The sequence below is a fragment of the Tardiphaga sp. genome (assembly GCF_028290785.1).
Classification (GTDB): Bacteria; Pseudomonadota; Alphaproteobacteria; order Rhizobiales; family Xanthobacteraceae; genus Tardiphaga.
The window spans coordinates 1-13,854 of sequence record NZ_JAQGJD010000070.1; the positions used below are offsets into that span (position 1 = coordinate 1).

The following is a 13,854-nucleotide window of genomic DNA, read 5'->3' on the forward strand; positions in this document are numbered from 1 at the left end:
TCGCTGTCGGGCGGCGGCCCGCAGGTTTGGTTCCTGTCAGGGGCGCCAGAAAAGCGTGTGCCGGCTGCGCCGCGGCTGTGGCGGGCAATTTGAGGGGCAAGAGCGGCTGGTTGCCCCTCCTGGTTGCTCGCCGGGTGGGCCGGCGCTCAATCCGACAGGCCCCGGCGAACGCAGCCGCGAGTCAGGCCTCGATGGTGACGCCCTTCCAGAACGCGACTCTGCCGGCAATGTTCTCTTGGCGAAGGCGTTCAAGAAAGCGTTCAAGTCGTCATCATGAAGCATGGTTAGTTCATCACACCTCCAGAGCCCACCGGCGTGATCGCTAGTTTTTCCAGCGACGCGCTCCAGAATAGGCCCGCTGCGGAGGGCAGCGGTCCGTCGGGCTGAGGCAATGCTCTCTATCCCCGAGACGATAGCGTGCCGAGCAAAACCATTTCGACGCCGCCCTCTTCGAGAATGGTTCGCGAGCGTAGAAACGAGGCGCCCCACACCGCATCATCGAGCGCTGGTTCGGGAGATATCAGTCGCGCAATGCCGGTTTGAACGATCGCCCGGGCGCAGTCGATGCACGGAAAAAACGTGCTTGCGATGGTCGCGCCATCAAGCACACGGCCCTGCCTCGCCGCGGCAAAGATGGCGTTGCGCTCGGCATGCTCCATCCAGACGAAGCGCCCGTCGCCTTCGTGGCGCCAGTCGAGATCGGCGACCCCGTTGGGAAACGTGTTGCAGGCCGCAATCGGTTCGCCGCCATCGCAGGTCAGGATGACGGCGCCGACCTGCCTGATCCGGTTGGGACTGTTGGATGCCGCGAGCAAAGCCAGATTGATCAGGGCGTCTAGTTCCAAACCCACCTCCATTGCCTCCGTGTGAGGATCGGTTGACGATGCACCGAAGTCTCTGCCTTTAAAGCAGGCCATGGTCGCGGGGCGGCTGCAAGAAGGATTATCAACTGCGCAATTATTGGCGCCGTTCGAATTATTAGCACAATTCTCGCGAAATTTAACGCTGGCACGCACGCCAGCTTGCGTGGTTAGTTTCTGAGGATGGCTATAACCGGCGGCTCAAGCCCGCAAGTCGAGGGGTCCAGACCATGACATCCTTCAACCGTCGCGATGTGATCAAGGGCGCACTGACAGCCGCAACGGCAGTCGGTATCGGGCCGATACTGAGCGTTGAAGGCTTCTCCCAGACAAAATCGGTGCTCAACCTGCAACTGGGGTGGCTGTCGTCGGGCAACCAGCTCGGCGAAGTCTGCGCCAAGGCGCTGGGCTATTACGAGGCCGAAGGCATTGACCTGAAACTGCAGCCCGGAGGTCCGAACATCGACGGCGTGGCGGTGGTGGCCGCCGGGCGTTTTGAAGCCGGTCAGGTATCCTCTAGCCCGTCACTGATGCTTGCGGCGTCGCAGGACATTCCGATCAAATGCTTCGCCACCGGGGCGCAGGTGCATCCCTATACATTTTTTTCGCTGAAGAAGAATCCGGTGCGCGAACCGAAGGATCTGGTCGGTAAAAAGGTCGGCATCCAGTCCACCGGCGTGATCCTGCTCCGGGCGCTGCTGGCGAAGAACAAGATTGCCGATAAGGATGTCACGATCATCCCGATCGGCGCGGAAATGTCACCGCTGTTGACCGGACAGGTCGATGTTGTCACCGGCTGGCTGACCAATACCACAGCGCTGAAGGTGCTTGGCGATCAGCGAGTCGACATGCGCCTGTGGGACACCGGCGTGAAGCTCTACGCACTGCCCTATTACGCCACTGTCGATACCCTGACGAAGAAGCCCGAGGTGCTGGCGAAGTTCCTGCGCGCGACGTCCAAAGGCTGGGCCTTTGCACGGGGTGAACCCGAGAAGGCGGTGGGTCTTCTGGTCAAGGAATTCCCCAATCTCGACCGTGCCGACGAAATCGATGCAGCCAAGGTGATGCTGCAATATGCCTTCTCCAACACGACCAAGACCGAGGGCTGGGGCGCCATGGACCCCGCCGTCTGGCAGGACCAGATCGCGCTTTACGCCGAGCTCGGTCAATTCTCGAAGCGCGTGCCGAAGCTCGACGAGGTGATGACCCTCGACATCCTGAAGATGACCGCCGACACCCGCGTCAAGCTCGGTTGATGGAGGCATGTCCATGACCGCCCCCGCGATTGACTGCCACGGCGTCTCGGTCCGGTTTATGACCGAGCGCCGCACCGTCACCGCGCTTGAGGACGTGTCCTTCTCGGTGCAGTCGGGAGGTTTTACCAGCCTTCTCGGTCCGTCCGGGTGCGGCAAGTCCACGCTGCTGCGGGTGGTCGCGGATCTGGTTGCGCCGTCCGAAGGCCGCGCCTCGGTGCTGGGAACGACTCCGGAGGACGCGCGCAGGGCCCGGGCGTTCGGCTTCGTCTTCCAGGATGCGGCGCTGCTGCCGTGGCGCACGGCATTGCAGAATGTGGAGCTGCCGCTTGAGGTGGGTGGACGGCGCGCGCTGCCGCCCGGTGCGGCGACGCCGCGCGAACTGATGGCGTTGGTCGGCCTCGCAGGATGGGAAAACAGCTATCCGCACGAATTGTCCGGCGGCATGCGCCAGCGTGTCTCGATTGCGCGCGCGCTGCTCGGCGGGCCGCGCTTGTTGCTGATGGACGAGCCGTTCGGCGCGCTCGACGAGATCACGCGCGATCGCCTGAATGCAGAGCTCCGGCGCATTTGGGCCGAGACCGGCACGACCATCCTGTTTGTCACCCATTCGGTTTATGAGGCCGTGTTTCTCGCGGAGCATGTTCTGGTGCTATCTGCCAATCCCGGCCGCGTTGCCGCGTGGGAGCAGATTGATCTGCCGCGCGATCGAGACCTCAGTATCCGTGACACCGCCGAGTTTGTCGCCATTGCTGCGCGGCTCCGCGCTCATCTGGGGAGCGTGCATTGACCACGATCTCCAGTAACGACAGCCTGTTGACGCCGCGCGAGGCCAGCATCAAGGCCGCCGAGGACGTATTCCGCAGCCAGCAGCGCCGGCTGCGGATACGGCGCTGGTTGCTGCCCGCCGCCGGAATCCTGACGCTGATCTTCGTCTGGGCGGCGTTGGTCTACCTTTTCAAGGTCCCGCCGTTCGTAGCACCGTCGCCGCAGCTTGTTGCCGTTACACTGGTCAATAAGTTCGATATCCTGATGGCCAATCTGCTGCCGACGGCCATTGAAGCCATCTCCGGCTTCCTGCTCGGCAACGTGACGGCGATCGTCATCGCCACGGTATTTGTCCACAAGAAGTCGATGGAGCAGGCGTTCTTTCCGGTCGTGGTTTTGATCAACTCGATCCCGGTGGTGGCCAAGGCGCCGATCCTGGTGCTGTTGCTCGGCAACGGCATGGAGCCGAAAATCGCCATCGCCGCGCTGGTCTGTTTTTTCCCGACGCTGGTCAACATGGTGCGCGGGCTGGAATCGATCAATCCGCAGTCGCTCGAACTGATGAAGGTGCTGTCGGCCTCTAAGACCGAGATCTTCTTCAAGCTGCGACTGCTGAATTCGGTGCCCTACCTTTTCTCGGCATTGAAGATCGCGGCATCGACGGCGGTGATCGGCGCGATCGTCGGCGAATGGATCGGCTCCAACACCGGCATTGGCGCGCTGATCATCCAGTCCACCTTCAATTTCGACAGCGCGATGCTCTACGCCACGGTGTTCGTCGGCTCGGTCTTCTCGGTGTCGTTTTTTCTCGTGATCACGCTGATTGAGCGCCTCGTGGTTCGCTGGCAGCCAATCACTCCCACCTGAACGGAGAGCTTTCATGTCGCAGTCCGATTTCATTCCAGAAGCGGCCGGCTCGGTGCCGGTCGTCACCCGATCGGACGTGGTCGTGGTCGGCGGCGGCCCCGCGGGCTTCGCTGCCGCCATCGCGGCACGGCGCGAAGGCTGTTCGGTCACGCTTATCGAGCGCTATCCCTATCTGGGCGGGCTGGCCTCCGGCGGCATGGTGCTAGTGCTGGACGACATGAACAACGGGCAGGAAGTCACCGTTACCGGCGTGTGCATGGAGATGATCGAGCGCATGACCAGGATTGGCGCCTGCGTGTATCCGCCACCGGAAGATCGTCGCCAGGACTGGGAAGTCTACAAGCGATGGGCACACTGGGGTCTGTTCGATTTCCGCTCCAATGGCAAGCCGGCCGGCATCGTCATGGCCGCGGCGTTCGATCCTGATGCCTGGAAGCGCACCTCCAACGAGATGATCGCCGACGTCGGCGTCGATGTCAGGCTGCATTCGTGGTTCTCCAAGGCGATCGTCCGGGACGGTCGCATCACCGGTGTGATCTGCGATACCAAGGCGGGCCGCCAGGCGATCATGGGCGACGTCATCATCGACACTTCCGGCGATCTCGATGTCGCGGCGGCGGCCGGCGCCAAATTCACCGACGGCGCCTATATGATCACTACCGTGTTCCGTCTCGGTGGCGTGGACACCGAAGCCGCCGAGCGCTTCCGCTACGAAGATCCCGAGGCGTTCGCCAAGGTCGACAAATTAGCAAAGCGCACCGTCGGCGGTTCGTGGGACCGCTGGTGGCTGAGCACGCCGCTTCCGGGCGTCGTCTGGTGCAATTGCCCGCATATGACCGGCTACGATGCGATGAAGGTCGAGGACCAGACCCGCGCGGACTTCGAGGGCCGCAAGCGCATTTATGCGCTGGTCGAATTCGTCCGCGCCAACATGCCCGGCTTCGAGAAGTGTTTCGTGATCGATGTCGCGCCGCAACTCGGCGTGCGACAGACCCGGCTGCTCGAGGGCGAATACATTGTCACCAAGGACGATGTGAACAACCGGGTTCATTTCGCCGATACGGTGGCCCGCGGCCGCGATTACTATACGCCATATCGCGCCATGCTGCCGAAGGAGGTTGAAGGCCTGCTGGTTGCCGGCCGGCATTACTCCGCGACGGAATCCGCACAAAAGCTGTCGCGGGAAATTCCGCCCTGCATGTCCATGGGACAGTCTGCCGGTGTCGCCGCGGCGCTGGCGTTGGCGGCGAATATTCCGCTCAAGCAAGTTGATCCAAAGGCGATCTGCGCGCGGGTGCGCGCCCAGGGCGGCGACCCCGGCGATATTCCCTCTGCCAATGCCCGCGTGATGGAGACTGCCGCGTGACCGATATCAACTCAATGCCGCTCGCCAACGTGCGCGTGATCGATTTTACTCAGGTGATGATGGGGCCTGTCGCGACGCAGATGCTCGCGGACTACGGCGCCGACGTCATCAAGATCGAGAAGCCCGGCACGGGCGATCTGTCGCGCACGGCGTTTCCTGACGATCCCGCGGGGCTGCTCGGCCCGGTCTACTGTTCGCTCAACCGCAACAAGCGCTCCATTGTGCTGGATACGCGCAGCCCTGAAGGGCGCGCTGTCGTTCTCAAGCTGATCGCGACTGCCGACGTCGTCGTCAACAATTTCCGTGCTGGTGTCATGGAGCGATTGGGTTTTGGTTATGAAGAACTGTCGAAATTAAATCCACGACTGATCTACGCGGTCGGCACCGGCTTTGGTCTCACCGGGCCCTATTCCCACAAGGGCGGTCAGGACGTCCTGGCGCAGGCACTGTCCGGCACGATGCATCGCCGTTCGGATGCCCATCTGCCGCTCTCGATCTATCCGACGACCTTCGCGGACTATTCCGCCGGCATGCACATGGTTCAGGGTATTCTGCTGGCGCTGCTGCAGCGTGCCAAGACAGGCAAGGGTCAGCGCATCAGCGTGTCCCTGTTCGACTCGATGCTGGCGGCGCAAACGCAGGAAGGTGCTGCTCACATGATGCGCGGGCGCGAGGTGAATTGGGGCGCGATGCCGCTCTCCGGCGTCTTCGAAACCACCGACGGTGCAATCGCGCTCGTCGGTGCGTTCAAGGCGCATCCGCTGCGCGACATTTGCACGGCGCTGGAGATCGATGACCTTTCGGCAGATCCGCGCTTTATCGCGCATGCGCAACAGGTCGAAAACAAGTTGGCGCTGCATGCCATTTTCCGCGATCGCTTCGGGAGCAACACCACGGCCTATTGGTTGGCGCGGCTGGAAGAGCAGGATCTTCTATGTGCTCCGGTCCGCACATTGGCCGAGGCGTTGGAGGATGAGCAGACGTCGATTAACGGCATGATCATGGAGGCTGACGGCGAGTTCGAGCGCGTCAAGGTGATCGGTTCGCCCATTCATATGGAGGCGGCACCGGTCACGATCCGGATTCCGCCGGCGCATCTCGGCCAGTATACCGATGCCGTGCTTGCAGAGCTGGGCCTGTCCACCGAGGCGGCCGAGTGATGCCGGTCCATTTCGATATCGCGGACCACGTCGCGCGGGTCACGATCGACCGGCCGGAAGTGCTGAACGCCGTCGATGCCGCGACCGAGCGCGAGCTCGATTCGATCTGGCAATCGATCGAGAGCAACCGCGACATCCGTGCGGTGGTGCTGACCGGCGCCGGCGAACGTGCCTTCTGCACCGGCGCCGACATGAAGGGCGGCAGTGGCGCATCCGGTCTGGAATATTGGGCCACGGCGCGGCCCAACGGGTTCGGCGGCATCGCGCTGCGCAAGACGCTCGATGTGCCGGTCATTGCCCGGGTCAACGGCCATGCCGCCGGCGGTGGTTTCGAGATGGTGCTCGGCTGCGACATCGTGATTGCGGCCGAAGAGGCGACCTTCAGCCTGCCGGAGGCGAGGGTAGGCCGGCTGCCGCTCGATGGCGGGATGACGCTGCTGCATCGGCAGATCCCGTTCCGCGCCGCGATGGGCATCATGCTGACGGGGCGGCGCGTCCCCGCGCCCGAGGCGCTGGGGCTCGGCATTGTCAACGAGGTGGTGCCGCGCGTGGCGCTGGACGCGGCCGTCGATCGCTGGCTGAAGGATATCCTTGCCTGTGCGCCGCTTTCAGTCCGCGCCATCAAGCAGGTGGTGCGCCTGACGCCGCATCTCAGCGCATCCGAAGCACAGGCCACGCGCCTGCCAGCATTGGTCGAGGCGCTGGTCTCGGAAGATTCTCTGGAAGGCGTGAAGGCTTTCGTTGAAAAACGTAAGCCGAACTGGAAGGGTCGTTGAGGCTGCGGACAGCTTGATTGCGCGCGCTTCAAGGAAGTAACGACCCATGCTGCACGCCGCCGCTCTCAACTATTTCCGCGAGGTCGCCCGCATCGGTTCGATCCGCAAGGCCGCCGGTTCGTTGAACGTCGCCGCCAGCGCGCTCAACCGGCAGATCATCAACCTCGAAATTCAGCTGGGGACGCCGCTCTTCGATCGCTTGCCCGGCGGTATGCGGCTTACCGTGGCTGGCGAATTGCTGCTCCGTCATGTGGTCGACACGTTGCATGATTTTGACAGGGTGCGTGTCGCTATTGACGACCTGAAGGCTGCAAGATCCGGCCATATTGCGATCGCCGCGCTGGATTCGCTGCTGGTGGATTTTCTGCCGCGCGCAATCGACCGGTTTCGCGTCGATTTCCCCGCGGTCACCTATTCCGTGATGACGGCGCAGCCGCCTGAAGTCCCATCGATGGTGGCCAACGGAGATATCGACATGGGCTTTACCTTTGTCGGACAGATCCCGCATTCGGTGCGCTACATGACCGAGATATCTGCGCCAATCGGCATCGTGATGCGGGCTGACCATCCGCTGGCGAACAAGCTTTCCGTCGATTTTGACGAAGTAAGCCGCTACCCGGTCCTTACCCAATCGGGGCCATTGCCAAAGGGAGCCGATAGCGATGCCGCCTTTGCAACTTTCAAAAGCGGGCTCAAGCCAAAGCTCCAGTCCAACTCGATCCAGATGCTCAAACTGGCCATCATGTTGAACATGGGCGTGTCGCTGTTCACGCGACTGGGCTTCCTTCATGAGATCGAGAAGGGCGATATCGCTTGGCGGCCCCTGAATTCTTCCGGCGTCAACACGATACGGATTGGCCTTGTTGTGTCCGCGCAAAGAGATTTGGCCCCTCCGGCCGAGCAGTTTGCCCGGCGGCTGGTGGAAGATTTGCACCGGTTTGCTGCGGTATAACTCCGCTGTCAGACGACGCCACGCGACACACGTTTAGACCGCTCTTGGCACCGCATGGTGCGCTTTGGATCGTCTCGTTCTAACCGCGCTCCAGGTTCGGTAACGCTCTATCTAGTTCAGCTACGGGTGCACGGACGCCACTTCGCCGATTGCCGGGCAGGGGTAACGAGGCTGGCGCGATTCGGGTTCGAGGCGGCTTGTCGGTGCGCGGCGGCGTTAGCCGACGTTCCTGCGGGCGATTTCCTCATTGGCGCAAAACACGGCGTCGGCGTTCATGTCCTTCTGCCGGGTCATCCAGTGCAGGTAGTCGGCGGGCACGTCCGGCCACCTGGTGCCCTTGTGCTTGCCGAAGGTGATGGTCGGCAGCTTTCCCGGCTTCGACGTCCACTCCACCATGTCTTCCACCGACGCGCCCTCGAGCAGTTCGGTGAGCAGGTGCGCCGTCACCCAGGCGTCGGGTCCGGCGCGGTGCGGCGGCATCGCCAGCGCGGCGTCCAGCACCAGTCCGCGCCAGTAGCGCAGTACCTGGTTGGAGTGGCGCGGCGCATCCGGCCAAACCCGCAGCGCAATCTTGTGGGTGCAGATCCAGGGCAGGCCGTTGCTGGCGAAGTCGGAAATAAACCGCCGTTCGAATTCGCAATTGTGCGCCACCAGGACGTCCGGCTCCGGCGACCGGTTCACCAGCGCAAACAGCAGCGCGTCCGAACAAACGGGCGTGTCGTCGTCGAAATCCCGTTCGGTAATGTGGTGGACGGCCATCGTCTCCGGGGTGATGCCGTGCAACGGCCGGAATAGCTGGGAGTACGGCGGCTCAATGGTGATGGCGCCGCCCTCGACAACGACATCGACACAACCGATTTCGATGATTTCAGCGGGCGGAACAAGGCCGGTGGTTTCGATGTCGATAACTCGGAAGCGCAAGCGTCAGATCTCCTGGGGGCGCACGCAGGCCCGGCCGCGGCAGCGCACAATTTCCCGGCCACTGTCGATGATTCGGCGCGTTTTTCAAATGGCGTGGCATTGCTGAGGGGCAGCCTGCGGTTGTCGTTCTGGCCGCGGTGCCGGTCCGTGCAGCCAAGGCCTTCGCCTGGGCGCGAATCTATTTCCCATATTGCTGCGTTGCACCTAGGCTATCGCAGCCGGATCGATCCAAAGGAAACGCCATGCGTCAGACCTCGCGACGAGACTTCCTCACTCTGGCGGCGTCCGCCGCAGCCCTGTCCGCCACCAGCCTGCGCGCCTCGGCGGAGGACCGCGTCATCAAGGTCGGGACGCTAAAACTGATCCACGGCATCACGCCGTACTTCTACGAGAAATTCGCCCCCGCCGGCGTGAAGTTCGAGGTGATCCCGTTCGAGACCCCGACCGACGGCAAGAACGCGGTGGTTACCGGCACCGTCGATTTCGGCATTTTCGGCTTCGCCGCCGCCACCCTCGGCGGCGCCAATGCCGAACCGGTCGTGGTGATTGCCGCCGCTTGCAACCGCGGCATGGCCGTCGTCTCCCGGAAGGATTCCGGCATCAATACGATCAAGGACCTGAAGGGCAAGAAGGTTGCGATCCTGCCGGGCTCGACTCAGGAAGTGGTGATCCTCGACCGGCTCGCCGCCGAGGGCATGACAATCAAGGATGTCGAGTCGGTCCGGCTGTCGTTCAGCGACATGGCGCCGGCGCTGGCCCGCGGCGATATCGACGCCTATGTCGGCGCCGAGCCGGGCCCCGGCATCAGCCTCGCCAACGGCGTCGGCCAGATCGTGGAATATCCCTATTCGACTCCGACGGGTTCGCTGAACATGGTGCTGACCACGCGCCGCGAGCTGATTGAGAAGGACCCGACGCTGATCAAGGCGCTGCTCAAGACCCACCGTGCGGCCAGCGAATACGCCATGAAGGACCGTGATGGCTTCGTGACCATGGCGATGCAGAAGCTGGGACAGCAGAAGCCATCGATCGAGAAGGCGGCGCCGAATGTCGAACTGACCTGGAACATCGACGACCAGTTCATGAAGCAGGCGGAATATTACGGCAGCCAGATGCTGGCCAAAAAGCAGATCCGCGCGCAGCCGGACTACAAGACCTTCATCGATGCGAGTTTCGTGAAGGCGCTTGCGGCGTCGTGAGCGAAGCCTGAGAAGAACACATCGCGAAGCACCATGGACGGAACGCCAGAAGCCATCCTCATCACGCCGGCCGCCGAAGCGCCGCCGGCACCTGTTGTGAAGCGGCCTACCGAGGGCGCGGCCCGGCTGCGCGCGATTGGGCTTGGTCTGATCGTTCCGGTCTGCCTGCTGGTGATCTGGGACGCCGCGGTGCGCTGGACCGGCACGCGGCTGGTGCCGTCGCCCTATGGCGTGGCCGTGATGATGTGGGATTTTGCCTTCGGCGGCATCTATGACGACGCCTATAGCGCCAGCCTGCCGATCCATTTCTGGAAATCGGTGCAGCGTGTCTATGGCGGCTTTCTCTGCGCGGCGGCGCTGGGGATTCCGCTTGGCCTGATGATCGGCCGCATGCCGCTGCTGCGCGCGCTGCTCGACCCCACGCTGTCGCTGCTGCGTCCTGTGCCGGTCACGGCCTGGCTGCCGCTGTCGATGATCTTCTTCGGCCTCGGCCCGCGCGCCGCGATCTTCCTGGTGTTTCTCGGCGCGTTCTTTCCGATCCTGCTCAACACTGTCTTCGGCGTGAAATCGGTCGATGTCAGGCTGTTCGAGGCCGCCGAGATGCTCGGCTGCAGCGGGCCGAAACTGTTCCGCGCGGTGGTGTTGCCGGCAGCACTGCCCAGCATCTTCAACGGCCTGCGCCTCGGCGCCGCCTTTGCCTGGATCCTGATCGTGGTCGGCGAGATGACCGGCGTGCCGGAAGGCCTCGGCGCGGTGATCATGGATGGCCGCACATTGTCGCGCACGGATCTGGTGATCACCGGCATGATCATCATCGGCATCACGGGCTTCGTCTCCGACCGCATCCTGCTGGCGCTCAGCAACTACTTCCTGCGATGGAGCCCGCAGCACCATGCTTGACCGCCCCGACCAAAAGCCGCCGCCGATCCTGCGCATCGACGGCCTGCACAAGGTCTATCAGGCCTCCAACGGCCCGGTGGAAGCGCTGCGCGGTATCGACCTCACCATTCACAAGGGGGACTTCGTCTGCCTGCTCGGCGCGTCCGGCTGCGGCAAATCGACCTTGCTCCGCATCATCGCCGGCTTCGAAAAGGCCAGCGGCGGCTCGGTGGCGGTCTATGGCTTCGAGGTCGATCGTCCCGGGCCGGACCGCGGCATGGTGTTCCAGGATTACGCGCTGTTTCCCTGGCTGACAGTGCGGGAGAACATCGCCTTCGGCCCGGCGCAGCGCCGGCTGGCGTCCCGGGAGGTTGCTGCGATCACCGAACGCTTCATGGGAATGGTGGGCCTCGCCGCGTTCGCCGACCGCTATCCGCACCAACTGTCCGGCGGCATGAAGCAGCGCGTCGCCATCGCCCGCGTGCTGGCCAATGACACCGACATCCTGCTGATGGACGAACCGTTTGGCGCGCTCGATGCGCTGACCCGCAGCAAGCTGCAGGAAGAGCTGATCGATATCTGGAAGGCAACCGGGCTGACCGTGATCTTCGTCACCCATTCGGTCGAGGAAGCGGTGCTGCTCGCCGATCAGGTGGTAGTGATGACCGCGGGGCCCGGCCGAATCGACTGTCAGGTGGCCATCGATCTGCCGCGGCCGCGTGACGTGTCATCGCCGGAATTCAACATTCTGCGCCGCGATGTCACGCAACGGCTGACCAGCCACATCGCGCCGGACCGGGCGCTGCAGTCAGTCGCGGATTCCTGATCAGGCCGGCACAATGACCTTGCCGATCGGCCACAGCGCGATGCCGGCGAGTTTCAGGTGCGCCCAGGCGAAGGGAATGCCGACGATGGTGATGGCCAGCGCCAACGCGGTCAGCAGATGGCCGAACGCCAGCCACCAGCCCGCCAGCACGAACCAGATCACGTTGCCGATCAGGCCGAAAATGCCGGTGCCGAAATCGGTCCGTCCAGTCAGCTCGTCGCGGCGCACCGCCCGCTGGCCGAACGGCAGCAGCGTGTAGGCGGCGATGTTGAAGGCGGCGCGCGCCCACGGCAGCCCGATGATGGTGATCGCCATCACCGCGGCGGCCAGCAGCCATGCCGCCGCCATCCAGAAACCGCCGAACACGATCCAGAGAATGTTGAGGAACAGCGGAAGAACGGGCATGGCAGGTTTTCCAGAGTGAGCGAGTAGTTCACCTTGTACCGCTTTCTCCCCGTCTTTGCGAGGAGCCCCTGCGACGAAGCAATCCAGACTTTCCTTGTGCTTCTGGATTGCCGCGTCGCTTCGCAAAGGGGAAAGTCAATTGGCTTTCCCTGACCTCGCAATGACGGGGAGGGGCCGGCGCGCATCGTCAACGGCGTCGCGTCAGTAGCCCCTGCTGCCGCCAGCGCGGGAGTAGGCCGGGCGGGCGCCGTCCGTCGGTCGCGTCGATAGCGCGTTACGGACGTCGCTGTTTTGCCGGGCGAGGGGCTGCAGCTCTTCGAGGAAAATCGGCTTGGAGAAATAATAGCCTTGCGCGTAGCGAATCCGGGTCGCCGCCTGCAGATAGGCCAGTTCCTCGAACGTCTCGACGCCTTCGGCGACCACCGTCATGCCGAGCGCTTCGCTGAGCGATTCGATTGCCCGCAGGATGCCCTGGCTGCGCGGCCGTTGGTGGATGTCGGTGATGAAGGAACGGTCGATCTTGATCTCGTCGGCGGTGATATCGGCCAGCGCCGACAGCGACGAATAACCGATGCCGAAATCGTCGATCGAGATGCCGATGCCGAGCTTGCGGAACATCGGCAGGATATCGTCCTGGAAGTGCGTCTTGGCGACGAAGGCATCCTCGGTCACTTCGACGATGAACCGCGTCGGGCAGCCGGTGTCGTCGATCGCCCGCGCGAAGGCGGTCATGAACTCCGGATTGCCGGCCTGCTTGGCGGCCACGTTGATGCTAATGCTGGCGCCGGCGCCGAAGGTCTCGTTGATGAGGTCGATCGACTTCATGATCTCCGCCAGCACCAGATGGGTAAGCTCGTCGATCAGGCCGAGTTCGACCGCCAGATTGATGAAGGTGCCGGGCGCCTGGATCACGCCATTGTCGTCGCGCAGCCGCACCAAAGCTTCGATGCCCTTGATCTCAAGGGTGCGGATATCGACCTTGGGTTGGAAGGCGCAGCAGAACCGCTTGTCGATGATCGCCAGCCGTAGCGCCTGCTCATTCGCCATCCGCGCCAGCGCCTCGCTTTCCATGCTGGCGTCGAAGAATACGGCGGCGCCCTTGCTTGCATTCTTGATCCGGTACATCGCGATGTCGGCATTCTGGCACAAGGCGTGGTAGCTGCGGCCATGCTGCGGATACAGGCTGACGCCGATCGAGGCGGAGACGAACACTTCCGAGCCGTCGATGAAGAACGGCGCGCGCATCCGCTGCAACAGCAGTTCGAGATATTCAGCGACCTCCTGCTGGCTCTCGATCGGATGCAGCAGCAACAGGAATTCGTCGCCCGAGATACGCGACAGCATGTCGGTTTTTCGCAGGTCGAGGCCGATCCGCCGCGCAAATTCGATCAGCAACAAGTCGCCGACCGGGTGGCCGTAGTAGTCGTTGATGTGCTTGAAGTTATCGATGTCGAGAAAGGCGAGCGCAAAGCGATCGGCGACACCGGCCTGGAGGCTATCCTGGGCGATGATGTCGTTGGCGTGCTGTTCGATCACCCGCCGCATCGGCAGGTCGGTCAGCTCGTCGTAGTAGGCGCGCCGGAATAGCTGTTGCTCGGCCGCCTTGTGTCGGCTGAGGTCGC

14 protein-coding genes are annotated in these 13,854 nt (G+C 63.1%); 10 read left to right on the forward strand and 4 right to left on the reverse strand.

Going from position 1 to position 13,854, the window contains the following annotated elements; all coding sequences use genetic code 11:
• Nucleotides 1-398: 398 nt before the first annotated feature.
• A complete protein-coding gene (locus JWR89_RS03985; RefSeq protein ID WP_299712047.1) occupies nt 399-1,016 on the reverse strand; it encodes a deaminase in 618 nt (205 codons plus the stop codon).
• A gap of 74 nt (nt 1,017-1,090) precedes the next feature.
• On the opposite strand from JWR89_RS03985, the gene JWR89_RS03990 reads away from it, so the two are divergent.
• From JWR89_RS03990 to JWR89_RS04020, 7 genes are read left to right on the forward strand one after another with little or no spacing between them, the layout of a single operon-like run.
• A complete protein-coding gene (locus JWR89_RS03990) occupies nt 1,091-2,116 on the forward strand; it encodes an ABC transporter substrate-binding protein (protein ID WP_299712049.1) in 1,026 nt (341 codons plus the stop codon).
• 58 nt (nt 2,117-2,174) lie between these two features.
• Nucleotides 2,175-2,903, forward strand: coding sequence for an ABC transporter ATP-binding protein (locus tag JWR89_RS03995; protein WP_299712068.1), 729 nt, complete (start codon nt 2,175-2,177; stop codon nt 2,901-2,903).
• Entirely contained in the window at nt 2,900-3,748 is an 849-nt protein-coding gene (locus JWR89_RS04000; protein ID WP_299712051.1) for an ABC transporter permease, read from the forward strand. The genes JWR89_RS03995 and JWR89_RS04000 overlap by 4 nt, the downstream gene beginning before the upstream one ends.
• Before the next feature lie 13 nt (nt 3,749-3,761).
• Complete coding sequence (locus tag JWR89_RS04005) at nt 3,762-5,114, forward strand: FAD-dependent oxidoreductase (protein ID WP_299712053.1); 1,353 nt, start codon at nt 3,762-3,764, stop codon at nt 5,112-5,114.
• 5 nt (nt 5,115-5,119) lie between these two features.
• Nucleotides 5,120-6,274, forward strand: a complete 1,155-nt coding sequence (locus JWR89_RS04010) for a CoA transferase (protein WP_299712069.1) — start codon at nt 5,120-5,122, stop codon at nt 6,272-6,274.
• Nucleotides 6,274-7,050 (forward strand): enoyl-CoA hydratase-related protein, encoded by a 777-nt coding sequence (locus tag JWR89_RS04015; RefSeq protein ID WP_299712055.1) that lies wholly within the window; start codon nt 6,274-6,276, stop codon nt 7,048-7,050. Before JWR89_RS04010 ends, JWR89_RS04015 begins: the two co-directional genes overlap by 1 nt.
• 46 nt (nt 7,051-7,096) lie before the next feature.
• Nucleotides 7,097-8,002, forward strand: coding sequence for a LysR family transcriptional regulator (locus JWR89_RS04020; protein WP_299712057.1), 906 nt, complete (start codon nt 7,097-7,099; stop codon nt 8,000-8,002).
• A 216-nt stretch (nt 8,003-8,218) separates the two neighbouring features.
• Here JWR89_RS04020 and JWR89_RS04025 read toward each other — a convergent pair whose 3' ends face one another.
• The gene (locus JWR89_RS04025; RefSeq protein WP_299712059.1) at nt 8,219-8,923 is read right to left on the reverse strand and encodes an exonuclease domain-containing protein; all 705 of its coding nucleotides are present in this window, start codon (nt 8,921-8,923) and stop codon (nt 8,219-8,221) included.
• Between the two features lie 242 nt (nt 8,924-9,165).
• Between JWR89_RS04025 and JWR89_RS04030 the strand changes: the two genes are divergently transcribed.
• Genes JWR89_RS04030 through JWR89_RS04040 form a run of 3 tightly spaced genes read left to right on the forward strand, consistent with a single transcriptional unit; the run spans nt 9,166 to nt 11,827 of the window.
• Nucleotides 9,166-10,122, forward strand: a complete 957-nt coding sequence (locus JWR89_RS04030; protein WP_299712060.1) for an NrtA/SsuA/CpmA family ABC transporter substrate-binding protein — start codon at nt 9,166-9,168, stop codon at nt 10,120-10,122.
• Nucleotides 10,123-10,155: 33 nt separating this feature from the next.
• Complete coding sequence (locus JWR89_RS04035; protein WP_299712062.1) at nt 10,156-11,022, forward strand: ABC transporter permease; 867 nt, start codon at nt 10,156-10,158, stop codon at nt 11,020-11,022.
• Nucleotides 11,015-11,827: an ABC transporter ATP-binding protein gene (locus tag JWR89_RS04040; protein WP_299712063.1), complete on the forward strand. Its 813-nt coding sequence runs from the start codon at nt 11,015-11,017 to the stop codon at nt 11,825-11,827. Before JWR89_RS04035 ends, JWR89_RS04040 begins: the two co-directional genes overlap by 8 nt.
• Here JWR89_RS04040 and JWR89_RS04045 read toward each other — a convergent pair whose 3' ends face one another.
• Nucleotides 11,828-12,232, reverse strand: a complete 405-nt coding sequence (locus tag JWR89_RS04045; protein ID WP_299712065.1) for a YccF domain-containing protein — start codon at nt 12,230-12,232, stop codon at nt 11,828-11,830. It abuts the gene before it with no gap.
• A 201-nt stretch (nt 12,233-12,433) separates the two neighbouring features.
• Nucleotides 12,434-13,854, reverse strand: a 1,421-nt coding sequence (locus JWR89_RS04050; protein WP_299712066.1) for an EAL domain-containing protein, incomplete at its 5' end; no start/stop codon positions are given.